Source organism: Bacillus sp. SH7-1, assembly GCF_008042405.1.
In the GTDB taxonomy this organism is placed as follows: Bacteria; Bacillota; Bacilli; order Bacillales; family Bacillaceae_G; genus Bacillus_A; species Bacillus_A thuringiensis_N.
Genome location: NZ_QNUD01000007.1, coordinates 1 through 26931, shown reverse-complemented (window position 1 = coordinate 26931; position 26931 = coordinate 1). Strand labels below are relative to the sequence as shown.

The window sequence follows — 26931 nt, the reverse complement described above, 5'->3', positions numbered from 1 at the left end:
CTAGCTTCCTTTTCTTATTTCTATTTGAGATTTAATTATATTTCCACACTTTCTTTCCCTTTTGCAACATAACTCATATCTCCAACAGACTCGACGATATATTCCCCGTCTTTATATAAAATTTTCGTCACACTAGCATTTTCCACTCCAAGTTTCGTTTTACTACTGTCTAGCATTTCTATTAAGGTAGTAATCAATAGCCCATGAACGACAACTAAAACGTTACCGCCACCATCTTTAGCTGCTTCTTCACTAATTTTATCTATCTCTGCTTTTATACGAGTAGAAAATAACTCCCAATTTTCCGCCTGTTTCGTAGGATCTGCTGCTCTAATAAGATCAATAACTTCTTGAATAGAAAACTTCATAAGTTCTTCTGGTGATGCAACGCCTGCAGCTTTTCCAACCACATCCCACATATTTTCAAGTTTTTCACCTTCAAAAATACCGAAATTTAATTCTCGTAAATCTTTTCTTTTCTCAAGTTTCAATTTTGATTGCTCACTATATTTTAATACTAAATTAGCAGTTTCAATCGCTCGGCCGCTATCACTACTATACGCAGTTGTAAAATGAATATCTTTTAATCCCGTTCCTAAATTAGAGGCAACTTCCACACCTTTTTCTACTAACGGAGAGTCTGCCCAACCTTGCGCGCGATGGTTCGTATTTAATATTGTTTTACCATGTCTTGTAACATATAACGTAACTACATTGCTATCTGTTTCTCGATTCTTCATTCTTTTTTCTCTCCCTTTACATTTCTATCTCAATTTTACCACCTCAATTATTCATTGAGCAAAATATATGTAAGTAGCTTCGCTTAATAAAAAATGCTACCTTTCTGTATATCCATACAAAAAGATAGCATCTTTTATGATTACATTTCTTAACCGATACTCCTATTCAGCAAAAGCACTCGAATATTGTACAATTCCTTTTACGCCTTCAAGAGCATTCTCCCTTAATTCCATCACCATAAACACTTCATCTGGCACTTCAAATGGTGCTTTTATATTCCACTCACTTGCTTTCTTAAAACCAAATTTCGGATAGTACTCTGGATGTCCTAATACTACAACTGACCCGTATCCAAGGCCTTTCGCTTTTTCTAACGCAGCTACAATAAGTTTCCCGCCAATGCCTTTTTTCTGATGGCCACTAGCAACTGATACTGGCGCAAGCGCTAATGAATCTACAGAGGCTCCATCTTTTTCTATCGTAATTTTCGATAACATAATGTGACCGACTATTTCCTCATCTACCGCAACGATAGATAACTCTGGAACAAACGCGTCACATTCTCTAATACGCTTTACAAGTTCATGTTCCTTTTTATCACTATACTCTTCATTTAAAAATGCTTTTTTTACAACTTCTTCTGTTTTTCTATAATCACTTTTTTGTTCTTGCCTAATCGTTACCACTCTATATTATCCTCTATTCTTTCTTATTTCTTTTTGGATTTTACGAAGTGCTTTTTTCGATCCGCGTTCAATGTCATGTTGCATTTTTCGCTCTTTATAATCGACAAATAGTGTATTTAAATCGTATCCCTCTGGATATAATTCTTTTGCTGCTACCTCTAAAGTAATACGTTTTACATTTACTTCAACAAATTCACCGTTATAATATACAACGACGTTATAAAAATTATCTATTTCCTTATAGATAATACCAAAATCATCATAATCTAATACATTTACACGATCACCGATTTTGTACTCGTAATGATTTTCTCTTTTTTCTTGCACGAATTTCGGTTTTCTAATTTTACTTTCATTTACTTTTTCTAATGCATATTCTTTATTTCCCATGTACTCTTTCGCTCTTTTCAGTACATGTTCTCTTACGTTCATTTTATTTGCAATCCAAAGCGCATTACTTTCACCTGATTTACCGATTACTAATTTATAAAGTGGTTCTAACGTTTCACTATTAAATTGCATCGCTGCATTCATAAAATCATCGTGCATCTCTGAGAAGCGTTTAATTTCACCGTAATGCGTACTCGCAACTATAATACATCCAGCAAGATAAAACTCCTCTAAAATAGAAATTGCAAGTGCTGCTCCTTCATTCGGTTCAGTCCCGCTTCCTATTTCATCAAATAATAGCAACGTATTATTATTTGACATCCTCATAATCTCAGATAAATTTTTCATATGTGATGAAAATGTACTTAGTGCATTTTCAATACTTTGATTATCACCAATATCTACAAATACATTTTTAAAAATAGCAATTTCTGTTTCTTTATCTCCAGCAATATGCAGACCTGACATTGTCGCTAATGTTAGTAGTCCAATTGTTTTTAATACAATTGTTTTCCCTCCCGCATTCGGCCCTGTAATAATTAAACTACGGTAGTCTTGACCGATTTCAAAGTTTAATGGTACTACTTTTCCACTTAAAAGCGGATGCTTACAATTTACTAAATGAATGTAGCCATGATCATTTAACTTCGGCTCTATTCCATCGATTGATTTACTAAACTTTGCTTTCGCAAACACCATATCATACTGACTAATCAATTCCATATTAATTTTTATATGATAAATATTTTCTACTACCATTCCTGATAAAGTTGCTAAAATTTGATATTCTTCCATCGCTTCTTCTGCTTTCAAACTTGCGAGTTCCACATTTAACTTTGTAACCGTATGCGGTTCTATAAATACAGTAGAACCTTTAGCGGAAGCTTCAACTATACTCCCCGCAACTTGATTTTTATAAGAAGATTTAATCGGAATCGTGTACCTATCATCCTTCTTACTAATAAAAAATTCTTGAATATACTTCTTATTTGCACTACTATTTAAAAACTTCGTTAAACGTTCTTTTATTTTCCCATCTACCGAATCAATGTTATTTCGAATTCGCTTTAACTCTTTACTCGCAGCTGCATCAATACTATTGCCTTTTATTGAAAAATTAATTTCCTCTTCAATACTTTTATATTCAGTCATTGAATTTGCATAAGAAGCTAATACTGGCGCAAAAAATTCTTTATCTAACATAAACTTTTTAATTTTTCTACATCCACGTAAAAAGTCTGAAACACTTACTAATTCTTCCGGATCTAAAATCATCCCTTTTTCTAATTTTTGAATTGTACTAGCAATATTTGAAATTCCAAAGAAAGGAACATGCCCTTCTGCATCTAATATAGCTCTCGCTTCAGTTGTTTCATTCAAACGATTTCTCACTACTTTAATACTCGTACTTGGTTCTAATTTATTTAATAATTCCTTACCTAATCCACTTACACAATAAGATTTCACTATATCCTTTAATTCGTTATATTGTAACTTTTCAAAAGTCATCGTATTCATTTTGTTTCTCCTCACTATGATTGATTTTTATCATAAATGAAGATACCTACTCATTAGATTCCAATGAGCTCTACATTATTCAATTACCATTTTTATACATTAAAAACATATACAAAAAAGCTGCGGGGATACCGCAGCTTTTACATTTACAAGGCTTGAGTAATAAACATATGAGGAAATAAACCATAAAAACAGATGGCAATCCCCTTATTACACGCTTTATAAAGTATTGTAGGTATCTTCATAGGTATCGAAATAAATCCATGACAAAATTAGGGGTATGGTATACATAAAAATCCCCTGTTCTTATCCGATTTATTTCATTAAATTTTTCCTATTTAGTACCTACCGCACTCACAAAAAGCACCTCTCATTAATTTATATTATAGTCATTGAAATCTAATTTACTGAAATCATCATACTATATGTTTCGTGAGAAGTAAAGGTGTCAGACTATTCCCTTGCAGATTGTAAAGCCTTCATATAATCAGCCTTTTTCTCAAGTGTCTTTTTCGCCTCTTCAGCCGTTACTATATAATCTACCACAATATGTTGTAATACGTCCTTATTAGCATTTGGCAGCTGAACCGTTATATCATCCACACTACTCTTACTATTTTCAATCGTTTTATTGAATTCCTGAATACTTCTCGCAACTTCTGCTAATGTTTCCATATGTGTCCGGTTGTCTAAATCCAAAAAGATATTACTTCTGAAAACCGCCGTAATATAACGCTTCGGATGTTTCTTCGCTATTTTTTTCTCTGCATCCTTACCGAAAACAGTGTCCCCTGTTTGCATTTTCTCGAAAGTAAGTATAGTATTAGTCCCTTTTTCTTCATAATATGTATTGAATCTTTCTCGTAAATCATTCGCTTCTTTTTTTATTTTATAGTTATCATTATTTACCTTTGGAGAGGTTCGTCCATCGAAATACATTTGAAATTGCAAATATGGTTCATCTACTTGCTGTACATAAGCTATTCGTATATCTGGTCCTAAAAAATCCTTACCTTGACTAGGTATTTCAATTCGATCTAGTTTCACAGAAATACCATGCTCCGATTTTGTATAACTTTGTGCTTTTTGTTCAATTTCTTCATCCGATATATCACATGATGTTAATAGTAATAAACTAAACATTATGCTACATTTCATTATTGTTCTTTTCATATTGCCTCTCCTTTTGCTACTACCACCTATACAGAACTGTCCTTATGGATTTTAATTTGCGATTTATATAAAAAACTTCTTCTAATAATCATATGTATAATAAAACTATCAGTTACCATTTTACACTTATAGTGTAATTTTACACTATAATCATTTTATCGTAAAGCACATATAATTACTATTAAAATCACGTTAAAAACATACTAATATTTAGTTCTATAGCAATCACAGTAAGGAGATGTTCTTCGAGTACGAATAAGAGACGCCACGGGTGACATTATTTATTCCAACGCATCTCTTGTTGTTTCAAAAGTCAACTAGTTTATTTATTAAAATACAGATTTAGGAATGATAACAATATAAAAAGAAGAGGAAAACTTATATTATAGTCTACCTCTTCTTTTCTATGAACAATTCACTGCTGAACATATATAGAAACTGATCCTCCACTTACATGGAACTGCCCCCATCCGTCCTTATTAATTGTTACAGTATTTGTTTGATTACCTGTAATATCGTGCCATACTTCCCCTGCATTATTCTTTCCAACATCCATCCACTTTGATCCTCCTGGTCCATCAGAGATTAATGTAGCTAAACCAGAATTAACATGTACACTATCACCTTCTCTTGTCCAACCAATCACATCTGGATGGTCTAAATAATCACGCTGCGTACCATATGCAAAGTTTTTTCGTGCCGTCAAAATCGGATCTATTTTATCCTTTAACGCTGGAATTTCATAACTACTATTTCCATTTGTCCCATAGTAATCACCATAGAAAACTGAAGGATAGCCCTCTGCACGAGTTAAAATAAATGCATATGCCAACGGTTTAAACCATGGACTGACTACAGATTCCAATGACTGTCCAGGCTGAGAATCATGATTTTCAACAAGAGTAACTGCGAGTGCAGGATGATTTTGCATTACTGTTCCATTTAAAATATTTCTCATATCATAATTCCCATTTCCTTTTGAAGCATAATGAAAATTGTAATGCAGTGGTGCATCAAATACAGATTGATTATAATTGACTTTCGCTAAATAATTATTTAAAGTCTGGATATCATTTTGCCAATATTCAGCCACCGTAAACATTTCTTTCCCCGTTTGCTGCCTGACATGATTTACCCAATCGCGTAAATATTCATGATCAATATGTTTAACAGCATCTAAACGAAAGCCATCTAAATTTAATTCATTCGCATACCACGTCCCCCAATTTTTCATCTCATTCGCAACATCTGGATGATCAAAATCAAGGTCTGCATACATCAAATAATCATAATTTCCATTCTCACTAGACACCTCCCAGTCCCATGCCTTACCTATACCCCTAAATTTATAAATTCGATTTAATTTCCTTCCTTCATCCCAATCCGTTCCGTCAAAATGATACCATTTCCATTTGAAATTAGAATAAGTATCTCCGCGCCCAGGAAAGTTAAACCCTGTCCATGCATTAATTTCATAATCACCTGATACCTCAATATTTCGATTGTTACGGTCTACCTCAACAGCTGTTACAGTTTCAGTATAATCTGCTCCACCTTTATGATTCATAACTACATCACCGTATACATCGATGTTTTGCTTATGTAAAGCTTCAATTGCAGATTTCAACTGTGCTTTCGTCCCATATTTTGTTCGTACCGTTTCTTTTTGATTGAATTCCCCTAAGTCATATAAATCATATGCTCCATATCCTACGTCATTTTGCGTAGTTCCTTTATATGCAGGCGGTATCCAGACAGATGTAATTCCCTTTTGAGCTAAATTTCCAGCATCCGAACGCAAGCGGTTCCAATGATTCCCATCATTTGGAGCATACCATTCAAAATATTGCATTAACGTTCCATTGTTAACCGTATCTGCATAGGCTTCACTCCTCCCATATATACCAGGTAAAAACAAAACAACCGACAAGCCGACTACTGTTATTTTTTTTAACATATTTACACCATCACCCTTTCAAGAAAACGTTTGCATAGTTTATCGGAATCATTATAATATTCGTTCTACAATTAGTAAAGTAGGAATCTCTTATTCTCCCATATTTTTTTAGTCTAACTTCAAATATTCAACCAATACTTCAACGTAGTTTTCATTTCACATCTTATTCAAGATTGTTTACAATTTATCTATAAAAGCATAACGGAGGGATTTCTATGACCGACTTTCAAAAGCAATTTTTTGCAAGATTAAATATAGAAGAAAAACACAAAGTTTCATTTGAAGATTTACCCAACATTATGTACGCAATGGCACAAACTGTCCCTTTTGAAAACTTAAATATTCTCGAAAACAACTTTACAGAAATATCAAAAGAAAATCTAAAAGAAAAAATTTTAGTAAACAACCGTGGCGGTCTTTGTTATGAACTCAATCCTACTATGTATTACTTCCTTAAAGACGCTGGATTTGATGTTCATCTCGTTTCAGGAACAGTGTACAATGCTGCAAATTCTATATGGGCTGTTGATTCTGGCCATATCGCAACCGTTTTAACACATCATAATGAACTTTATTTAATTGAAGTAGGATTCGGCTCATACTTACCTCTTGCACCTGTCCCTTTCTCAGGTGAAGTCATTCACTCCGTTACAGGAGATTATCGTATTCGTAAAGAAATGACCGAAAAGGGAAACTACATGTTAGAGATGCGTAAAAATAATGAGTTTTTGGATCAATCTTCTACTGATGATTGGATGTTAGGCTATGCATTTTATATAGAAGAAGTGGATGAAGAAAAAACAAATGCAGCACAAAAAATTATTGTTGAACATGAAGGCTCACCATTTAACAAAGTACCTCTCATTGTAAAACTAACTGAAGGTGGGCATGCATCTTTAACAAAGGATAGTCTCACAATAGCGAAAAACGGTAAAAAAACGAAAGAAAACGTTACAGATGTGCAATATAAAAATCTTTTACATTCAAAATTCGGAATTACATTATAATTTTTTAAGCCTTGCCATTTTAGCAAGGCTTTTCAATTTTCAGCAGGGATTTTTTGCAATTTGTTGTATTTCATAGTTATATAGGAATATAACTACATATTTAGAAAGGAAATGATTATGACTGAACTTAAAGATCGACTACAAGTAGATGATAAAGAGAAGTGGGATTTAACGGATATTTACCATACAATTGAAGATTTGGAAAGTGATTTCCAAAAAATCGAAGTATTAACGAAGGAATTACACGAGTTTAATGGAAATATTTACGATGGTAATAGCTTATTAGCTTATTTAACAAAGAGTGAAGAAATATCTAGCATCATATCTTTAATGTTCGCTTATGCACGACTACAATCAGATCTTGATACGCGCGATACTGACGCTCAATCTCTTGTCGATAAAGTATCACAATTACATGTGAAAGTAAGTGCGGCTAAATCTTTCTTTTCCCCATTCTTACTTAGCGTAGATGAAAACACATTACAATCTTACATAGAAGAAGCAGAAGGCTTACAATATTATAAAGAAGACTTATTTGAATTATACCGTTATAAAAAACACGTATTGAATAAGGACCAAGAAGAAATTTTATCACAAATGGGCGAAGCGCTCTCCTCCCCGCAGCACACATTTGGTATGTTAAATAATGCAGACATACTATTTGGTGAAGTGACTACTGATGATGGAGAAAAAGTTACTTTAACACGCGGGATGTATGCAAAATTAATAGAAGATGAGAATCGCGAGAAACGTAAAGAAGCCTATAAAGCTTATTACAAACCTTACGTTCAATTAAAGAACTCCATCGCGTCTACTTTATCCGCTGCTATTAAAAATAATGTTACTGTTTCGAAGCTGAGAAAATATCCATCTGCGTTAGAGAAATCATTATTTGGCGATATGGTTCCGAAAGAAGTATATGAAAACCTAATTGATACAACGAAAAAAAACATTCAATCATTACATACTTATAATAAGCTTCGAAAAGAAAAATTAAATGTAGATGAACTACGCCAGTACGACTTGAGCGTTGATTTAGTAGCTGGTGTAAAACAAGACATTCCATATGATAAAGCGTTCGACATAATGATTGAATCACTGGCTCCTTTAGGTGAAGAATATATTGAAACATTAAAGAGCTTTAAAGATAAACGTTATATCGACGTGAGAGAAACGCCAGGAAAACGTTCCGGCGCTTATAACTTTGGTGTATATGGTGTTCATCCTTTCATTCTTTTAAATCATCATGATGATTTAAATAGTCTTTTCACTCTTACTCACGAATGTGGGCACGGTATGCATACGCACTACTCACACGGATACCAACCAAGAATTTCTGCACACTATACTATTTTTGTCGCAGAAGTCGCTTCTACAGTAAATGAAGTGCTATTAATTCATCATTTATTAAAAGAAGCAAAAGATGCTGATGTACGTAACCATTTAGTAAACCATTTCATCGAGAAATTTAAAGGCACTTTCTTTACACAAATCATGTTCGCTGAGTTTGAAAAAATCACACATGAAATGGCACAGCAAGGTAAACCATTAAATGCCCAAACCTTTAGCGAGGTTTACGAAAACTTGTTTAGAGAATATAATGGCGACTCCCTCGTATTTGACGAAGAAGTAAAATACGGCTGGGCTAGAATACCGCATTTCTATCGTCCATTTTACGTGTACAAATATGCAACTGGATTCGCTTCTGCAATCCAAATTGCCGATAAGTTATTGAGCGGCGATCCAAATGCTCAAAAACATTATATTGAATTCCTTAAAGGCGGAAGTTCAGACTACCCATTAAACTTATTGAAAAAAGCTGGTGTTGATTTAACTACGCCAGAACCGATTGAGAGTGCATTAAATCGTTTTAGTGAACTTGTTGAAGAATTTTCAGCATTATAAAAAGCATGCAGAGTATATACTCTGCATGCTTTTTTCATTTCGGTTACTTTATGCTAAATGTTGCTGCGTCACACAGTGAATCATGCCACCATACGCATACAATTCATTCACATAAATACCAACAATTCTTCTCCCTGGAAACTGACCTTCAATAATTTGCAGCCCTAACTTGTCATGTTCATCTCCATACATAGGAACCAATACAACTTCATTTCCGATATAAAAGTTCAAATATGAGCCCTTACAGTCTGCTTCTTTTACCACTTTTCTTGTCACTGGTACTGGTATGAGTTGAAATGGCTTTCCATCTATATTTCTTGCCTGTCGCAATTCTTGATAATGCTTTTCGTACGCCTCCAAAAGATACGGCTCTCCTTCCTTAAAAGGATCATATTCATACAGAATCGTATTTTCATTTACAAAACGTGCTACTCCGTCAATATGGTAATCCGTATCTTCATCATAATTATCCTCACCGCGAATACCAGTTATCCATATAAAATTCGTTACCCCTAAATATTTCGTTAACTCCATTTCAATCTCTTCCTGACTTCGTGTAGGATTTCGATTTTCATTTATAATAGAAGTTTTCGCTGCCATTAAGGTTCCGTTTCCATTTATCTCAATTCCCCCGCCCTCTAGACAGAAACTAGATTCAACTTTTCGAATACTATACATTTCACTTATTTTCGCCGGAATAACAGCATCGTTTTCATGCGGATATTTATCTCCCCAACCATTAAATAGCCAGTGTGTTAAGCACAAATTTCCCTCTTTATCTTTTACAAAGATCGGTCCATTATCTCGTATCCAAACATCATCAGTTTCTTGTACTAAGAAATCAATTTTATCCATATCTACTTTCGCTTCCATTAACTTCGATTGGACATGTACTTTTTCTTCCTCATCATATACAACAATATGCACAGTTTCTCCGTAATGAAGTTCCTTTGCCATCGTTACCCAAATATCATCTAACTTAGCTCTGTAACCTTCACCTCTATGCGTTTTATCATGAGGCCATTGGAGCCATGTCCCTTCATGTTTCTCCCATTCTGCCGGCATATAATACAAACTATTTTCTATATTCCTCATACATATTCACCCCTTCTCTGAATGTAAGTACAGTCTATACTTTGACATCGTGTTAAGGTCAACAAAATACTGGTGATTAGCAAAAGAATAAAATAAAACTTTGTTCATCCCTTACCGATTATTAAGTAAGGTAATCATGTTTTATGTGTAGGTAATCTCTCATCTAACCTCCTCGTGTTCTCTGAATCTCGAGGTAGGCATAAGTTACTACTCGCTAATGCGAGATAAAAAAGAATACCTATTCGAAGGCTAATCATTACGGTAAAGCCCAAGCGAATATATCATTACACAGACACTATAATTATTTTCTGTAATTTTCCAAATAAAAAAGAGAACATTCGAAGTCTGCTCTCTTTTTTAACTCGCTATATGTATTGCTATCTTATATGAGTATCAACAAATAATTATATCCACTTTTAATCTAATTCACTAATCGCTGCCCAATAAGAGCATACAGCTTCTCTAGCTTGCTTCTCTGAAGGAAATCGTTCAATATTTGGCAAAAAACTTCTCCCTTTATATTGAAATAACTTTTCTTCTCTAAACGCTTCTATTTCATATTGCAAAACCTCTCTGTGCAATATATATTGATTCCCAGCACGCTCAATTAAATAGTTGGACGGTTTAATAATTTTATCCTCAAAAATCTCTAGATTCGCTTGCATTAATTTCATGAACGTCGTTCCTTCCATCTCCATTATCCTTATGATAAACTATTTCTACTTGTAAAATCAGCATTAAAAATTTTCGTATTTGGAACTTTATCCATACATTGACATAACATTAATGTCAATCCTTATTCCCATTCTATTTTCGTAACTAATAAACAAATTTGCGTCACATACTCTTCTACTAAACAATCACATTCAGGTCCCTTTATATAAACTTCATATGGATGACCATCTATTATATAACCGTTCTTTTCCACCCACTCTTCTAATGCCATATAAGCATAACCTATATAGTCATAGCTACCATAATGCATAGTAGTAACAATTTGATGTTGATGTATCTTTTTTATCTCGCATCCTTGTAATCCATCTTTACCGTCCCCATCCATAATCGGAATTCTTAATTCAATATCGCTGTGACCCGGCATAAATTCTTCATCATAAAAAACGGTAGAAGGAGAACCTACTATTTGCAAACTATTTTTTTGTACTTCTTCATATAAATCATAAAAATAATCATCCATATAATCTATATCTATTTGTAACCTTTGAGCAATTACAGTTATTTCATTTCTCGTTCCATTTAATATATCGTAATTTCTATGGCGAGCAATATTTAAAGCATAATTCATATTGACCATTTCACTCATTTCAGAAATAACCTGTAAATTTTGTTTCACCTCATGTGACAACTCGATAATTTGCGCTTGCATATAGTGAATAAATGAATCTTGATCTGATGACTGCAGTATTACTTTAATTTTCGGTAAAGGAAACTTGTACTCCCTCAGCTTTTTAATTTTCAAGGCTATCTCTAACTGCCCTTGCTCATAAAATCTATATCCATTTACTGGATTTACATATGCCGGTTTCAATATTTCCTCTTTATCATAATGTCTTAGCATCCGTGTACTCATTTTACAAATCCGAGAAAATTCAGTAATTGTATACATATACATACCCCTTGAATACATTTTCTTTTGTAACCTTTATTATTAAAACCAATCTAAAAACTTTCTAATTGAAGAACCTTCATTCTGATTGTTTAATCTTTTCATTTTTGGAGGTAACAAATGACTCGGACAATACCACGTTAAACAATTCATTGCGCCTCCCATAGTCGAGATTTCTCCTACATGAATTTGAATAACTTGTTTCTCTGTATGTTGTTGAATATATCGTAAAACTTCTCTATCTTTAGCTAGTCCAAACTTAGGGACGTAAAGAGCATCACATGTTTCTAACATATTTATATATAATCCTTTTGCCGATGCTATTTCTTGATCATATTGCCCTTTCTCTGTATATGAGGATGGAACAACTATAAATTCAGCTTCTGGCATTTGCTCTTGAATTATCTCTTGAACATGATATCTAAATTCATGATCCCCTAAAAAATCACTAATAAACATCGTATGTTCACCAATAAATTTAACCATTCCGTCCGCGTGTGCAAGTACATCTCCCTCTTCAGCAGGAATAATTATAACTCGGCTCACATCTAAATCCCACTCTAATTGCTCAATAATTTCCTCTTCTGTCCAATCATCATTATCATCAAATATGCGTTCTGTTAATATAACGGTATCTTTTTTATTCCAAATCAAATTACCACCATCTAATATTAATGGGGATTTCACATATTCAAAGTCATTCTTTTTCAACCATTTATTAAATTGTTGATCTAAATATCGCCCTTGATCATCTGGCAAATAATTTGGTCGATATTTAAATTTAACAAGATGATTCGTTACAACTGGCGCTACATCTCTTAGCCAAATATCATCATACTCAAAAAAGCTTGTATGAAAGTCTTGTTCTTCAACAGATAAAGAAATAAATTGATCTGTAGCTCCCTTTTTTTCATTTAAATTTTCATTAAAATAAATAAGTTCTTCATAAAACGGTTCATAATATTCATTTGATTCATCTGGTATCGCAGTAAAAATAATTCCCTTTTGTTTGTGTTCCATTTTCTTTCCCTCGCTTTTTTATAATAATGAAGTAGCCAGCTCTTCCTCAACATTTTTTAAATGGATTATAGCACGGTGAAATATTATATATTTATATAAAAAATATAAAGCCGTCATTGAGCTGTAAATTGACTCTTGACAAGATTTTAAATAAAGTTTTTTATAACAACATTCTAAAATTAATAGTCGTACACAATTAACGATTACATGATTTTTCAACCTGATTCTGATTCTGATTCTGATTCATATCCATAACTTCTAACAGACCGTTTTGATTATATAAATTCAATAAATTCGTTTCTACACCTATACAAATCCCTTCTAACGGAAGGTCATTTGGATCTTGACCAAAAGGATCTTCAATTTCAACTCCTATCGCTTCAATACCAATAAACGCAAAACTGATAAACATAGTTGCAAGTACAGTCACCCAGCCAAGACTATCAACAAGACCAATCGGTAAAGTCCCGCAAAATATGAGCAATAAAATTTTTATATGCGCAAAATAGGCAAAAGGAATAGGTGTCGTTTTGATACGATCACACCCCCCCACAGCCGTAAGCAGATTATTCAAATCAGTTTCCATATTAATTATTGCATTTGGATGAATTTGACCCGTTTTCAAACCTTTTGATAGTATAGTTTTTAACATAAGAACTATACTAATCGGTAAATGCATAGATTGATCCAACATTTCCTTCTCCTTCTCAGAACAAACATTTAATAATTCCTTTATTTCAGATAAATCTTTTTCGTCTCTCAAATGTCCTTTCGCTATCTTCGGAAAAGCAATTAATAACTGTAAAAATTTTAGTTGTTCCTGATCTGTCTTTTTCCCCTCGGAATCCCAATAACATAAAAAACTAACTGCTAAATTTCTACTACAAGCACCAATTGTGCCGAACAACTTTCTACCTTCCCAATATCTATCATAGGCGGTGTTAGTACGAAAAACTAACAGTAAACCTAAAGAACCTCCAACAATTATCCATGGAGTTTGATTCATTTTAATTGCTGCATAATAATAATGAATTACAGTTACTACCGTTGAAACACATATATATAATAAAATTTGCGGGAAAATATCTCTTATTACTGTTCCCTTTAATGTAAATATTTGATGTAAACTATTTTGATTATTATAATGCACCATATTTACAAAAACCTCTTCCCTTATTAACTTTTTATTCTTTAAAATCATGAGAGTATACAATTAAATAGTAAAATCATAAACCCTATCATGACGAAACTCGTTAAAATTATTTCTTTCAATACCGTTACTCCTTTTTTCGTCAAAAGATATAACTCTTTTTAAATTCAGACAACAAACATTCACTCTTCTAAATCACGACGCATTATTTTAGAATTTGCAATAAATAAAGCACTAATTAGTACAAGAATTGCGCAGGCGTATAACAATGAATCTATCGGACTATCGTGATCTATAATAATGAGACGAACGATAGCTGTTATACCTATATAAATAAAATATCGTAATGGGAAATGAAAATTCATTTGAAAATACTTTATAATCATTACAATAAATTCAAAATATAAAAAGAATACGACGATACTATCAATCAAATGATAACTAGATTCTTCACCATTTAATTTCAGCTCTTGTATAAATTGAATGACTTCTTTCATTAGAAACACACTTAAAACAACCCCAAAACAAATCAAAGCCACATTTAAAATGTACTGTAGAACGATAGGGAAAAACGAAAATACTATTTTAAAATTCTTTAACACAAACATTTTTCTCCTTTTCCATATAAAACGAAAAATGAATACACACTATAATTCATTTATCATTGCATTTATATTTTTTATTGTTACAAATAATAAGGAATGACAAAATAGGCAAAGATAACATTTCACCTATTTTGTCTATATAGCAGCACAACGAAATTTCAATCTATTACTTCAATGCAATTGGTTGTTGCTGTGTAACACAATGAATCATACCGCCATTTTTATAAAGTTCTCTCACATCAATACCAACTACTGTACGATCTGGGTATAATTTCTGAATCGTATCGTTTGCGATTTTATCATTTGGATCATTATAATTAGGCACCAATACCACTGTATTCCCAATATAATAATTGATATATGACCCTTTATAATCGAGAGTTTTTCCATTTTCTAATACCACTTTTTCTTTACTAAGCGGTAAGTATTCATACTTATATTTCTTTCCTGAAGCATTTTTTGCATCTAACAATGTATCCATATCTTTATTAGATAAACCCCATTCGGCTAGGTCATCTTCTTTCATCGTTACAATGGTAGATTTATTATGGAATTTAGCAAATCCATCAATATGAAAATCAGTAATATCTAAATTAGGCACTCCGTCTAACCAAATAAAGTTTGTCACACCCAGGTCACTTATATATTTTTCAATTTCCTTTTCGGATAAATCAGGATTTCTATTTTTATTCGTTACCGCACTTCGAGTTAATAAAGCAGTCCCATTGCTGTCTAATTCAATTGCGCCGCCTTCAAGGACAAATTTCCCCCAATCAATTCTTTCAATCCCTAATTGTTTACTCACATTTTCACGTATACGAGCATCATTTTTGTACGGCGTTTTCTTTCCCCACCCATTAAATGCCGGGTCTAATATTTTTAAATTTTTATTATTGTCATAAACAAAAATCGGTCCACTGTCTCGTGCCCATACATCATCAGTAGGAGCGATAAAGAAATCAATTTTATCCATATTCAGTCCTTTATCTATTAATAGTTTATTGATTCGCTCTTTCTCCTCCTCATCGTATGCAACAATGTGGACTGTTTCTCCCTCAGTTAAAGTACTTGTCATCTTAACCCAAATCGGTTCAACTTCCTGCTTATACTCTTCACCATATGTGTATTCATGAGGCCATTGCAGCCATGTACCTTCATGTTTATCTTTTTCATCTGGCATCGTATATTTTCCAACGTTTTTCTGTACCTCTACTTTTTCACTCTCTTTCCCTTTAGCATTTTCATTGTTCCCCTCAAAAGAGCATCCACTAATAATCGTTGTAGATAATGTAGCCATTAAGCAAAACTTTACTATTTTTTTCATTTTGTAAACCTCCTGTTCTTGTCTCCAATAATGTAAAGCTTCACATAGTGTGAAGCTCAAGCTTTTTTATTGATGTAAAATTTACCAATTAATCTTCCTCATAAATTCAATATGAATAGATAAACTTCACGCAGCATCTTTCCTATATTTAACATTCATATCATTTAACTTCCTAAATAAAATTATTCTACTATTCCCCCTTCATAGTTACTTCTTCGTTGAACATTCAAAAAAAATCGGTATTGATAAATTCATATCAATACCGATTTAAAAATCATTATTTTGCTTCTATTAAATCACTCGCCATTTTCCTAAACTCTTGATTAAATGCATCATTCATACCATTTTGGACATTAGAGAATAATATGACAAACGTTTTTTTATCCCAGTTAAAATTATTAAAAGTATTCCAACCTGCCAATACGCCGTGGTTATGATAATAATCTGGATACGTATAGAAACTAAATCCATATTTTCTTGCAGGTGATGCCGTAAACATATCTAATACACTTTGTTTAGATAACAGTTTTCCATCCATTATTGCCTCATCTAATCTTTTCATATCTTCAACAGTCGTATACATTTCACCACACCCATACAACCAGTTCATTTTTAAGCGGGGTGCAGCTATTAATTCATTATCTTTTCTCGTATAACCTTCTGCTAAAAAAATATCTTCTGGGAGAGTCGCCCCCATTCCAGATTCATGCATGCCAGCAGAAGTAAAAATATTTTCTTTGACGTATTCAGCGAGCGGTTTATTCGTAATTTTTTCTACAATATATGCAAGCACCATATAATTATAGTCTGTATATTTCCAGCCTGTCCCTGCAGGAAATTGCAATTTTTGCGCTCCAATCCACGTTACTAACTTTAAACGTGACCCCGCATCCACCCTACCTTGTCCTTGATCTGGCAAGCCAGATGTGTGTGTTAATAGATTTCGTAACGTAATGTTTTTATCTGCTGGAAACGATGGGATATATTTGTTTACATTGTCTTCAATATTCAATTTCCCTTTTTCTTTTAATTGCATGATAGATATTGCAACGACTGTTTTCGTAATAGAACCAATGCGATATTTCGTTCTTGGCGTTGTTACTACTTTATCTTTCACATTCGCATACCCATAACCTTTTCGTAAAATCACATGGTCTTTACTAGCTACAAGAACACTCCCATTAAATCCTTTATCTTTTAAATATTGATCTAATTTACTAGCTACAACTTCATAGCGTTTTTTCTCATTTGCATCAACTTCCTGCATTTTGTCCTTTTGCTTACTATTTAAATTAGAAAATGCCTTTATATCATATTTCTTACCTTTATTTGCATGTATTAGTGCAACGACACTCCCACAAAAAACAGCAAAAATAAAGAAAACGATTAACCATTTCTTTAGCATAATAGGAACCCTCTTTTATCTAGTTTCACTTAACATGCATCCATTCTATTCTATATCTTTTAATTTTCAAACATTTTATAATACTATCTATTATTCACCCAAGTAAACTAGATTCCTTTTTCTCATATTCAGTTTTTGGCTACTCTCTATTGTATTTCTTTCTTGCAAAATTTCCACCTTACAATCGGATGCACCCTACTATAATTTCAACATCTTATGTAACATTTGTTACACACGATAAGAAACGGAGTTGTTACGATGAAAAATACTGACAAACGCAATCGTTTAAATGATAGGATGTTTCATTACAGGGTAACAAAAACCAACATAGCTTTAATTGAATATTACGTAAAATAGATTACGATATTAAAAGGAAATGACGCTGAAAAATTTTTATACAAAATAAATCATGCACATAACGATACAGAAAAACAACTCATTATGGCTAAAGTAACAGGCAATTTCAAAAGAGGAAATGAACACAAATGAAAATGAATCTCATTTATATTTTAATTATACAACATATAAAAAAGAAATGTCGCTTATTCGGCATTTCTTTAGACTTTCTTCATAAAAAATTTACATTGCTAACTTTCTTTTATTTTTTGTTTTTTCTATATAAACTGACTGCCGAGATACTTAACAATAGCACTATACATAACCACGCATACGCATACCCTTTCTCATCTACAATATAACCAAATAAAACAGGTGCAACAATAATAGCAATTTGATTTAATGTAAGTGCCAAACTAACTGTTATTCCTACAGATTCTTCACTTGCCAATTCAGCAACTTCGGCTATAAAAAGACTAAACCAGCCAATTGAAAAGAATCCTAACAATGCACTTACACCATACAATACTCCACTCGTTATTGTATGTATACTCATTACTAACAATAGAACCAAACCGATAGAAGCACAGACAGTTATAAATAAAGGTATGCGCCGATTTCCCTTATAAAACACATCACTAATAGCTGCTAATACAACACGACCAATCATTCCAGAAAAGAACATAACTGAAAATACTGTTCCGGCTACAATAGATGTAATTGATTGTTCCCTTACTAAAAATTTCATGAAGTGTCCAACTAACACCATTTGTAATGAAATCATGCACATACCCGTCATATAAATTGGATACAACTCTCTTTTGCATATCACTACTTTTAGCTGTGTCCAAAAAGAAACTTTAATATGTCCTTTCCCCGCTTCCTCCTGAACATATGGCTCTTTATAAAACATAAAAAATAATAGCCCTCCAATAATACAAATGCATGCAATACTATTTATCGCGTAAGTCATATTATATTGTATTGTAAGAAACGGAATTAGCACTCCCGCTAACGCGCCACCAATCGGTATACCAGCTTGCCTTATTCCCATCGCTAACCCACGATTTTCTTTTGGGAACCATTTTAAAATCACTTTACTTCCTCCTGGCTGGGAAACACTATAAAACATGCCTATTAATAAAAGTACAAATAATAACCCATTAAATCCACTTACTATATTAGTCAGTAAAAGCGAACTCCCTAGCAAAAATGAACTGATAGAAATTAATATTTTTTCATTATATTGATCAAGTAGCCGACCGACAAAAAGCATACACAATAACGGTCCAATATTCACAACACTTACTAATAATCCACTCTCCGTATTCGTAAGTGCATATTCTTCTTTCCAAAATAAAGCGAAAACCCCGACACCATATGTTATAAGTGTCGCTGTTGTTTGTGTAATCGTCGCAACAATTAACATAACCCACTTATAAGTACTATTCACCCTTTCTTCAATCAACATAATAATCCCTCCCCCCTTCCATTGTATGAAAGTTCTGATATCATATAAAATAAAGATTCATCATATAATCCATCAAAAAAATTGATATCTTTTTGGAGGGATGATACGTGGACATAAAAGATTTAACTGTATTTTACGAAGTCGCGAAGGAAAATAATATTTCTCACGCAGCGAAAAATTTGAACTACGTACAATCAGGCGTAACAATGCGTATGAAACAACTAGAAAATGAATTAGGCGTGCCTCTATTTTACCGTAACGGAAAAGGTGTAACTTTAACTTCTAACGGTGAGATTTTATTAACGTACGCCAAACAAATTATCCACTTAATGGATCAATCTATAAAAGCGGTTCAAAGTAATGGAATGGAACCAAAAGGCATTTTAAAAATTGGATGTACAGAATCTACAACTGCGGTAAGGCTTCCCTCTATATTAACGGCCTACTATGAGAAGTACCCAGAAGTCGAATTGATTTTAGACACAAATACGACTGAACAACTAATTAGGCTTGTATTAGAGCGAAAACTAGACGGAGCGTTTATAGCTGGCTCTACTCAGCATGCTGAACTTCATACAAATGTATTTCGTGAAGAAGAATTGGTTCTTATTAGTAAAAAATCTTTATCCTCTCTTAAAGACATAGAAGATATGAATTTACTCGCTTTTAGTCGCGGGTGCTATTATAGAAGTTTATTAGAAGACTGGCTTCAAGAAGAAGACATCTCACCTAAACGAGTATTAGAATTCGGGACAATCGAAGCCATACTTGCATGTGTAAAATCAAATATGGGCATAGCGATTATGATGAAATCAATTTTAAAAGAGCATGAACATGACGTATCATTCAACCCTTTACCAAATAGCTTCAAAAAAGTTCCTACTACTTTCATTACTAGAAAAGACATATTTCGCTCAGCTGCATTACAAAAATTTATGGAGATGACTCACAATGCATGAAAAGAAAATACGTGGTATGAAACGAAAAACAAACACTATGATTAAACGCATTGAGGAACATACAAAAACGTTCCCTTCTACTTTCTATAACGATGAATATTGGTGTATGCCTTTACCAGTTTCTCAAGCTTTTATCGGGTCTCATAAAACACCTAGAAAAGTAAAACGATTATGTATACAAACCTTAATAGATCGAGTAAATCATTTAATAAAAATAAAACCGAGTGATACACATACATATCGAGTTGTTGCTTTAATTTCTATAGAGAATTTATGGAGATCGCAAATTATCGTATTCAAAAACGATGACTACTTTGATAACTTTTTCAATAGAAATAATGAATTTCAAACATGGATCCCTCTTTCGAATGAAATTGATTTTTGGGAAACATGGGGAATTTCAATTTGTCCTACTCCTCAAATGTTGCACTTTCAAGAAGTCACTTATGATGAGGATGCAATCGATGAAAAAGAGATTTGGTTTATTGGAGAGTTATCTTAAAAGGGGTACTTTTAAATGAAAAGCTTCCCTTTTTCCACTTAACAAAATCGCTATATAATGAATTTATCATTTTACTATATAGGAGGTTTTTAAATGGTAATACCTAAATATCCTGATGTCCCTACTCTTACGAAAAAACAAATCGATCAAATTACAGAAATCACTTTTCTAAAAGAAATAACACCACAAAAATGTGATGCCATTTTCGTTTTCGGCGGTTCTCACCCTGGCAATTGGCAAGCTCCTCTAGAAGCTTATCGACAAGGTTTAGGAAATCAAATTATCGTTACAGGTGGTACTAGTTTGCATGGTATGAAACATCCGAGCTGGAATTACGGGGATTTGTCAGATGCAGAAGTAATTGTAAATAAATTAATCGAACATGGCGTACCAAACGACACTATCATGTTCGAGACGAACTCCCTCCATTCTATCGCTAATGTAACGGAAGCGAAAAAGATTTGTGATTTCACAAAGATTAATCGACTACTATTTGTATGCAAAAGCTTAGGCGCTGGTCGGCAATATCGAGTATTAAAAAAACATTTACCTAAAACGATTACTTGTATCCCATATACATTTGATACAAGTTTCGATGGTGAGTTTATAATTAATAGATATAATTGGATGGAAAATGAAAAAAGTCGCTCTATGATTTTTGGAGAATACTTGAGAAATATTTGCTACGGTAGAAAAGGCGGCATTGAGCCACCTGAAAATGAGGTTGAAGGTTTAGAAGAATATGTATCCTACTACTATAATCTAGCATAATAGAAAAAGGTATACCAAAACCTCGGTATACCTTTTCTCCTATCTCACTTATTTTTCTTTTAGTACACTATGTAATCGATCAGGGTAATTTGTAAACATTCCTGTAGCACCCCATTTCATTAACAATCTCATATCTGGTTTCTCATTAATTGTATAAGGATGAATTAACAGTCCATTTTGCCTAGCCATTTTCATATATGACTCATCAATAATTAGTTCCCCGTTATCATTACGTAAGTTTGGTCCAATACCGACTGCATACTTTTTAATTTCTTGAAAATCATCATTCGTTACACTTTTCGGCTCATGTGTAATCCCAGACCATTCAACAATCTCATTGTTTTCATTTGGATAATACCAAAGCAACTGAACTAACGGAATATTTTCATTCATACTATGAATCTTTGTTAAACTATCTTTACTAAATGATTGAATCATAACACGGCTAGAAGACATGTTTTGACCTACTAAATTATATTTTTTTAATAAAGCTAATAATTTTTCTTCCATTCCTGGATACACATCTGGTGATTTTGTTTCAATGTAATACTTCATGCTTCTTCCGTACTTTTGGAAAATTTCTTCAAGAGTCGGAACTTTTTGACCAACATACTCTTGCTTAGCCTTTTCTGGATAAGCTTTATTGAACCACGATCCTGCATCTAAACTCTTTATTTCGCTTAACGTTTTATCTCGTACTTCCCCTGTTCCATTTGTCGTGCGATCAACTGCTGTATCATGCATTGCAATTAATTGGCCATCCTTAGTTAATTGAATATCTAACTCCAAATAATCCGCTTTCATTTTTTTCACTAAATCATAAGAAGCAAAAGTATGCTCAGGTGCATGTCCACTTGCTCCGCGATGTGCAATATTTAAAAACTTATTCGTATTCCCCTCATGCTTTCCTTCTGCTTTCGCATGAACAGCTCCCCCAGCAAAGATACTTCCCGTCATAAAGAAAATAACTAACACGCTAATAATTTTTCTCATCCTTCTAACCCTTCCTATGTTGTAAATTTCAACAAGTTAATGAGATTTACACGAAATAGAAGATATATTTTCATTATTTTTATAAGCTTATATTAAAATTTCAGTCTTACGAATATACTTTCCTTATGTTATTAATATAGAAAACTATTTATTTTCTATACCCCTCCTTTCCACATGTAACTTCCCTATTGTGTACGGTTCATCCAATAAAAAAAGCCATAATTTATTTAGAGGACACTTCTGTACCCCTAAATAAATTTATGGCTTATCTCAAATATCTCCGGCCTCGATTAACTTGTCGAAATTAATCATACCAAACCTATTAAAATTTGTGAATATTATTTTTTCAGTACGGTAAAGCTTTAATCAGTATAAGTTATATATCTATCTTATACTAATTAGTATTTGAACACATCAAATTTTCTGTACAGCCTAATTCCTATCTAACTTCTTTAATTTCCATTCATACAAGATAAAATTCTATTGTCATTTGACGTAATATTTACGTAAATATAGGTTTTACTTAATTACAAATTCTTAATTTCGTATATCCTTTCTTGCAAGTTTAGGTTTCTTTTGAGAATGTGGTATATTTACATGTCCCGAAGCAGCCACGGATTGTCTCCTTTCCTTCCTTGACAGCCTAGGCTTCTTTTGAGAATGTAATTTTTTTAAATGTCCTGAAGCAATACATTGTTTTTTTGAAATCAAAGTAAAAATACAAATGTGTACTTAGAGCTATGAACACAACGGAAAAAAATGAAGCGAGAATGATTAATACAATAGCCATAGCCTTTTGACTCAAAACACCAATAATAACTTGAGCAATCATATAGCCTAAACCTGAAAAAAATACAATTTTAGGAATTTTCACATCTTGATCAGTTGTACCCCTTAAGCGGGCTATAAAATATTTAATCCAGAATAATTCAGATTTATAAACAATTAAACTATATGCAATAAGCGATAGAATAAAAAATAAAGGTGACTTTATTTCTACGAATTCGTAAGCTAACTTTTGCACAGCTATGAAGCTACAAAATGAAATACTTAATGAAACAAATCCAGAATATAGTAAATGTTGCAACTGAGGCTGCCGAGGCTTATAAATGGAAACCCAAATCCCCCATAGATTACATATCACATAAAATGGTAAGGCTACGTAAGAGTATATATTGAACGGTGGAAATATGAATAGAATGATAAGTAGCATAAAATTCATAAAGAACCATACAAAGCCTACAATATTCCTTATATCAAATGGTATTAATATTCGTATACAATCCACTATGTTGTTGCCATTATATTTGTCCATTATGCATCCCATCCATTTCCTTCCTCTTCAAATCCACATATACCCATATGTATACGCTATATATACTACACACAACAGCCAATAAAGAAAAGACTAAAATTAAGACCGTCGCTAAACCGTTTTGTGATAATGTACCTATACATATTTGTCCAATTACATATCCCAATCCTGATAAATAAACAATTGGAGAAATTTTTATATTGTCATTTTCTTCATTGTTTAATCGCCTTAAAAAACTTTTCATTCCAATTGAAATCAATTTATAGATTGTAAGAATGTAAAGCAGAAAAGTAACAATAAAAAACAGAGGTGTTTCAATTTTAATAAAAGTATATGCAATCTTTTGAATCACTATAAAACTTCCAAAAGAAAAAGTTATTCCCATAAATCCATTATATAAAATGTGTACCAACCTTGGCTCATTTGGTTTATAAAAAAATACCCATCCCCCCCATATATTAGCAGTCAAAAGAAAAGGTAAAATTATATATAAGTATATAGTAAAGGTTGGAGGAAATAAAAATGGGGTTAAAATCATAAAATTAATAACTACCCACACCATAACAACACTCGATCTTACACTGTCAGGCATCAATTTCTGAATAATTTGTTCCGTGCTCTTTCCGTGGTATTTTTCCATATTAATCTCCCAAAAACTAAAAAATTTTATCTAAAGCTGCTCCGATTCCAGTTTTAACTTTATCTTTTATCGAATCCTGTTTACCATCATGATTCCAATTACCTTTATTAAACTTAATTCCATCTGTTACTATACTAGCTCCTATAGAAACACCAAAGCCAATACAAGCCCCAGCAACAGTTCCAACAGCTGCGCCTACTTTGGCTCCCGCAAAGGCACTTACAGCAGTTGTACCAACCCCGATTGCTGCATAGCCTAAAGCACTTGTTTTTAATTCCAATGAATCTTTAAGAAATTCTTTTGTTAATAAAATATGTCTTTTTACATCGTCTATTTGCTTTACTTCGGCTAGAGGTAATGTAGTATGTAATCTCTAGGAAATATAATACAATAAAAAAATGATCCAATCTAGTAATTGTCAACACTTATATCTAAAAACTAAAAAATTCTAATAACAAAAAAGAAAGAGAATTAATTTACATATATTTTTATAATAATAATGTCTCTTCACTACACAATCTTTATTTTGTAAGCTAAAAAAATAGAAGTATCGTCCTATAAAAGACAATACTTCCTCAGTTACTTAAAAATCACATAATAAATTTCTCATTACCTCTTCCAGCACGAAATATGGATTTACTACCTCTTTTTCCGAACGCCATCCTATAAAACCATCTGGTCTAATTAATACAGCTCCTCCATTCTCTATTCCATATAATTTGCTAAAAATATCTTCTTGAGCAATAAAGCCTCCACTTAAACCAACGCGATACACTTTTATATTTACTCCTAATTTAGCTGAAACAATATGTGCTGATTCAGCCCAAGAACCATTTTCTGCTCCAGTAAATAAAACAAAATCGTTACCTAATAAATCAAGTACAGAGACTTCTTTCTCCTCATACATTCCAACAAAATGTGGTGCCCGCGTACCAGGTCTTCCGTTCAACTGTACAATATCCATTCTATGCGGGGTAACTAAGTCATCTATAATCGCCTCTGAACTATACTGATACCCAGCAGTTACAGCTAAACCATCCATATTATTCAAACTGCCCCCCTCTCTATTCGCCGCACGAAACAGTAAACTACTCGCATAATCTGTCGTTAATTTTGCAACAGGGTATCTCTCTTCATGATATGTTTCTAACAAATTTGGTTTTGCCTTCCCTTTTAAAACAGCCGCTAATTTCCAAGCTAGATTGTGCGCATCTTGTATTCCTGTATTTGAACCAAACCCTCCAGTTGGCGGCATAATATGTGCAGAATCGCCAACTAAAAAAATGCGATTATCTTGAAATTTTGTAGCAGTACTTTCAGTCGCCTCCCACGGTAAAACACTTAAGATTTCTGATTCAACATTTGTGCTTCCAATTGCAGTTTGAATAATTTGTTTACAACGTTCTATAGTGAAATCCTCTGGCCCCTCCCCTTTTAATGGATCGTAGGATACATGGTAAATCCATCTTCTTGCGTTATCAACTGGAATAAGCGCACCAAGAACTTCAGGATGAAGTATCATAGAAAATCCGAATGCGTCTCCTTGTATAAATTCACTTAAATCAGCTTCAAAATAAATATTCATATAATAACCACCAATTGTTCCACGGCCCTCGGTACTAATCCCTAACTGCTCACGTATTTTACTTTTCGCTCCATCTGCTGCAATTACATAGTCACAATGAATATTACTTTCTTCTTCCGTTTCGCGATTCCGAATCGTTGCTATTACCCCGTGCTCATTTTGCTCATAAGAAACTAATTCATGATAAAAAGATAGTTCTCCGCCTGATTTTTCCGCTTTTTGTAACATCATCTCTTCTAAAATTATTTGATAGCACGCAGTTTGTTTTGATGGACTAATCTCTTCTATTTTTTGAAGTAACTTTTCATCGTTTCCATATTGAGTCGCCCTCATTTGTGACAATTCTTCCTTATTCGCCTCAGCTATTGTATGAACTACTATTCTTCCTCGGCAATTTTCTAATGTTTTACCCGCCGATCTAATTCTTTGTTCTAAACCTAATTCTCGAAATAACTCCATCGTACGAAAAGTGATTCCACCTGCTTTCGGATGAATTGCAGTAGATGGATGCCTCTCAATAAGTAAATAATCAACATAATGTTTTGCAAGGAAGAGCGCAGATGCTAATCCTGATAATCCTCCTCCAACAATTAAAACCGGTACATCATTTGATTTCATATATTCATCCTCCACATCATTGTTCTGAGCTCAGTGATATAAATATAATCAAAAAAACAACAAAGATATAGACTTATATTTCATTTTAAATTATCATATAGATAGATTACGCCCCAAATTAGTTTTACTTTTTTATACACG

General features: G+C 33.0%; 22 protein-coding genes and 4 pseudogenes. 7 read left to right on the top strand and 19 right to left on the bottom strand.

The window, feature by feature from the left end; translation table 11 throughout:
* Positions 1–35 precede the first annotated feature (35 nt).
* From DN390_RS06430 to DN390_RS06415, 4 genes are all read right to left on the bottom strand, one after another.
* Positions 36–740: a histidine phosphatase family protein gene (locus DN390_RS06430; RefSeq protein WP_147806865.1), complete on the bottom strand. Its 705-nt coding sequence runs from the start codon at positions 738–740 to the stop codon at positions 36–38.
* 162 nt (positions 741–902) lie between these two features.
* Positions 903–1427 carry a GNAT family N-acetyltransferase gene (locus DN390_RS06425; protein WP_147806864.1) on the bottom strand — a complete coding sequence of 175 codons (525 nt, stop codon included), beginning with the start codon at positions 1425–1427 and terminating at the stop codon, positions 903–905.
* Positions 1428–1433: 6 nt separating this feature from the next.
* Positions 1434–3335 carry an endonuclease MutS2 gene (locus DN390_RS06420; protein ID WP_147806863.1) on the bottom strand — a complete coding sequence of 634 codons (1902 nt, stop codon included), beginning with the start codon at positions 3333–3335 and terminating at the stop codon, positions 1434–1436.
* A 453-nt stretch (positions 3336–3788) separates the two neighbouring features.
* Positions 3789–4508, bottom strand: coding sequence for a hypothetical protein (locus tag DN390_RS06415; protein ID WP_147806862.1), 720 nt, complete (start codon positions 4506–4508; stop codon positions 3789–3791).
* Positions 4509–4742: 234 nt separating this feature from the next.
* Here DN390_RS06415 and DN390_RS31590 point away from each other — a divergent pair.
* Positions 4743–4829: pseudogene (locus tag DN390_RS31590) on the top strand (exosporium leader peptide); the annotation flags it as partial.
* Between the two features lie 94 nt (positions 4830–4923).
* On the opposite strand, the gene amyS reads toward DN390_RS31590, so the two are convergent.
* Complete coding sequence (amyS, locus tag DN390_RS06410; RefSeq protein WP_147806861.1) at positions 4924–6465, bottom strand: alpha-amylase; 1542 nt, start codon at positions 6463–6465, stop codon at positions 4924–4926.
* A 215-nt stretch (positions 6466–6680) separates the two neighbouring features.
* On the opposite strand from amyS, the gene DN390_RS06405 reads away from it, so the two are divergent.
* Complete coding sequence (locus tag DN390_RS06405) at positions 6681–7472, top strand: arylamine N-acetyltransferase family protein (RefSeq protein ID WP_147806860.1); 792 nt, start codon at positions 6681–6683, stop codon at positions 7470–7472.
* A gap of 117 nt (positions 7473–7589) precedes the next feature.
* A complete protein-coding gene (pepF, locus tag DN390_RS06400; RefSeq protein ID WP_147806859.1) occupies positions 7590–9377 on the top strand; it encodes an oligoendopeptidase F in 1788 nt (595 codons plus the stop codon).
* A 48-nt stretch (positions 9378–9425) separates the two neighbouring features.
* Here pepF and DN390_RS06395 read toward each other — a convergent pair whose 3' ends face one another.
* The 8 genes from DN390_RS06395 to DN390_RS06360 form a co-directional block, all read right to left on the bottom strand.
* Positions 9426–10472 (bottom strand): agmatine deiminase family protein, encoded by a 1047-nt coding sequence (locus tag DN390_RS06395; RefSeq protein WP_147806858.1) that lies wholly within the window; start codon positions 10470–10472, stop codon positions 9426–9428.
* A gap of 416 nt (positions 10473–10888) precedes the next feature.
* Positions 10889–11146 (bottom strand): hypothetical protein, encoded by a 258-nt coding sequence (locus DN390_RS06390; RefSeq protein ID WP_147806857.1) that lies wholly within the window; start codon positions 11144–11146, stop codon positions 10889–10891.
* 122 nt (positions 11147–11268) lie between these two features.
* Complete coding sequence (locus tag DN390_RS06385) at positions 11269–12096, bottom strand: MerR family transcriptional regulator (protein WP_147806856.1); 828 nt, start codon at positions 12094–12096, stop codon at positions 11269–11271.
* Between the two features lie 42 nt (positions 12097–12138).
* Positions 12139–13116 carry an agmatine deiminase family protein gene (locus DN390_RS06380; protein WP_147806855.1) on the bottom strand — a complete coding sequence of 326 codons (978 nt, stop codon included), beginning with the start codon at positions 13114–13116 and terminating at the stop codon, positions 12139–12141.
* Positions 13117–13312: 196 nt separating this feature from the next.
* Complete coding sequence (locus tag DN390_RS06375) at positions 13313–14269, bottom strand: bestrophin family protein (RefSeq protein ID WP_147806854.1); 957 nt, start codon at positions 14267–14269, stop codon at positions 13313–13315.
* Positions 14270–14448: 179 nt separating this feature from the next.
* Complete coding sequence (psiE, locus tag DN390_RS06370; RefSeq protein WP_147806853.1) at positions 14449–14868, bottom strand: phosphate-starvation-inducible protein PsiE; 420 nt, start codon at positions 14866–14868, stop codon at positions 14449–14451.
* A gap of 169 nt (positions 14869–15037) precedes the next feature.
* On the bottom strand, positions 15038–16195 hold the full coding sequence (locus tag DN390_RS06365; RefSeq protein WP_147806852.1) for an agmatine deiminase family protein: 1158 nt from the start codon (positions 16193–16195) through the stop codon (positions 15038–15040).
* 277 nt (positions 16196–16472) lie between these two features.
* Entirely contained in the window at positions 16473–17600 is a 1128-nt protein-coding gene (locus DN390_RS06360; protein ID WP_098266150.1) for a serine hydrolase domain-containing protein, read from the bottom strand.
* A 258-nt stretch (positions 17601–17858) separates the two neighbouring features.
* Here DN390_RS06360 and DN390_RS06355 point away from each other — a divergent pair.
* Positions 17859–18089: pseudogene (locus DN390_RS06355) on the top strand (hypothetical protein).
* Between the two features lie 109 nt (positions 18090–18198).
* On the opposite strand, the gene DN390_RS06350 reads toward DN390_RS06355, so the two are convergent.
* Positions 18199–19407, bottom strand: coding sequence for an MFS transporter (locus DN390_RS06350; protein WP_147806851.1), 1209 nt, complete (start codon positions 19405–19407; stop codon positions 18199–18201).
* Positions 19408–19514: 107 nt separating this feature from the next.
* On the opposite strand from DN390_RS06350, the gene DN390_RS06345 reads away from it, so the two are divergent.
* The 3 genes from DN390_RS06345 (at position 19515) to DN390_RS06335 (ending at position 21639) form a co-directional block, all read left to right on the top strand.
* Positions 19515–20366, top strand: a complete 852-nt coding sequence (locus tag DN390_RS06345; RefSeq protein WP_147806850.1) for a LysR family transcriptional regulator — start codon at positions 19515–19517, stop codon at positions 20364–20366.
* Positions 20359–20868 (top strand): DUF3916 domain-containing protein, encoded by a 510-nt coding sequence (locus DN390_RS06340; RefSeq protein WP_147806849.1) that lies wholly within the window; start codon positions 20359–20361, stop codon positions 20866–20868. The genes DN390_RS06345 and DN390_RS06340 overlap by 8 nt, the downstream gene beginning before the upstream one ends.
* Before the next feature lie 93 nt (positions 20869–20961).
* Positions 20962–21639: a YdcF family protein gene (locus tag DN390_RS06335; RefSeq protein WP_147806848.1), complete on the top strand. Its 678-nt coding sequence runs from the start codon at positions 20962–20964 to the stop codon at positions 21637–21639.
* 48 nt (positions 21640–21687) lie between these two features.
* Here the strand turns inward: DN390_RS06335 and DN390_RS06330 are convergent, their stop codons facing one another.
* The 5 genes and pseudogenes from DN390_RS06330 to DN390_RS06310 form a co-directional block, all read right to left on the bottom strand.
* Entirely contained in the window at positions 21688–22632 is a 945-nt protein-coding gene (locus tag DN390_RS06330; RefSeq protein WP_147806847.1) for a glycerophosphodiester phosphodiesterase, read from the bottom strand.
* A gap of 537 nt (positions 22633–23169) precedes the next feature.
* Positions 23170–23959, bottom strand: a pseudogene (locus tag DN390_RS06325) (hypothetical protein).
* The gene (locus tag DN390_RS06320) at positions 23934–24587 is read right to left on the bottom strand and encodes a hypothetical protein (RefSeq protein WP_147806846.1); all 654 of its coding nucleotides are present in this window, start codon (positions 24585–24587) and stop codon (positions 23934–23936) included. The pseudogene DN390_RS06325 and the gene DN390_RS06320 overlap by 26 nt, the downstream one beginning before the upstream one ends.
* A 16-nt stretch (positions 24588–24603) precedes the next feature.
* A pseudogene (locus DN390_RS06315) lies at positions 24604–24951 on the bottom strand (WXG100 family type VII secretion target); the annotation flags it as partial.
* Positions 24952–25170: 219 nt separating this feature from the next.
* On the bottom strand, positions 25171–26790 hold the full coding sequence (locus DN390_RS06310) for an FAD-dependent oxidoreductase (protein ID WP_147806844.1): 1620 nt from the start codon (positions 26788–26790) through the stop codon (positions 25171–25173).
* Positions 26791–26931 lie beyond the last annotated feature (141 nt).

Bases quoted from the DNA above. Each gene is read 5' to 3' on its own strand.
- DN390_RS06430 (WP_147806865.1), bottom strand. From the start codon at position 740: ATGAAGAATCGAGAAACAGATAGCAATGTAGTTACGTTATATGTTACA.
- DN390_RS06420 (WP_147806863.1), bottom strand. From the start codon at position 3,335: ATGAATACGATGACTTTTGAAAAGTTACAATATAACGAATTAAAGGAT.
- DN390_RS06415 (WP_147806862.1), bottom strand. From the start codon at position 4,508: ATGAAAAGAACAATAATGAAATGTAGCATAATGTTTAGTTTATTACTA.
- amyS (WP_147806861.1), bottom strand. From the start codon at position 6,465: ATGTTAAAAAAAATAACAGTAGTCGGCTTGTCGGTTGTTTTGTTTTTA.
- DN390_RS06405 (WP_147806860.1), top strand. From the start codon at position 6,681: ATGACCGACTTTCAAAAGCAATTTTTTGCAAGATTAAATATAGAAGAA.
- pepF (WP_147806859.1), top strand. From the start codon at position 7,590: ATGACTGAACTTAAAGATCGACTACAAGTAGATGATAAAGAGAAGTGG.
- DN390_RS06395 (WP_147806858.1), bottom strand. From the start codon at position 10,472: ATGAGGAATATAGAAAATAGTTTGTATTATATGCCGGCAGAATGGGAG.
- DN390_RS06390 (WP_147806857.1), bottom strand. From the start codon at position 11,146: ATGAAATTAATGCAAGCGAATCTAGAGATTTTTGAGGATAAAATTATT.
- DN390_RS06385 (WP_147806856.1), bottom strand. From the start codon at position 12,096: ATGTATACAATTACTGAATTTTCTCGGATTTGTAAAATGAGTACACGG.
- DN390_RS06380 (WP_147806855.1), bottom strand. From the start codon at position 13,116: ATGGAACACAAACAAAAGGGAATTATTTTTACTGCGATACCAGATGAA.
- DN390_RS06375 (WP_147806854.1), bottom strand. From the start codon at position 14,269: ATGGTGCATTATAATAATCAAAATAGTTTACATCAAATATTTACATTA.
- DN390_RS06365 (WP_147806852.1), bottom strand. From the start codon at position 16,195: ATGAAAAAAATAGTAAAGTTTTGCTTAATGGCTACATTATCTACAACG.
- DN390_RS06360 (WP_098266150.1), bottom strand. From the start codon at position 17,600: ATGCTAAAGAAATGGTTAATCGTTTTCTTTATTTTTGCTGTTTTTTGT.
- DN390_RS06350 (WP_147806851.1), bottom strand. From the start codon at position 19,407: ATGTTGATTGAAGAAAGGGTGAATAGTACTTATAAGTGGGTTATGTTA.
- DN390_RS06340 (WP_147806849.1), top strand. From the start codon at position 20,359: ATGCATGAAAAGAAAATACGTGGTATGAAACGAAAAACAAACACTATG.
- DN390_RS06335 (WP_147806848.1), top strand. From the start codon at position 20,962: ATGGTAATACCTAAATATCCTGATGTCCCTACTCTTACGAAAAAACAA.
- DN390_RS06330 (WP_147806847.1), bottom strand. From the start codon at position 22,632: ATGAGAAAAATTATTAGCGTGTTAGTTATTTTCTTTATGACGGGAAGT.
- DN390_RS06320 (WP_147806846.1), bottom strand. From the start codon at position 24,587: ATGGAAAAATACCACGGAAAGAGCACGGAACAAATTATTCAGAAATTG.
- DN390_RS06310 (WP_147806844.1), bottom strand. From the start codon at position 26,790: ATGAAATCAAATGATGTACCGGTTTTAATTGTTGGAGGAGGATTATCA.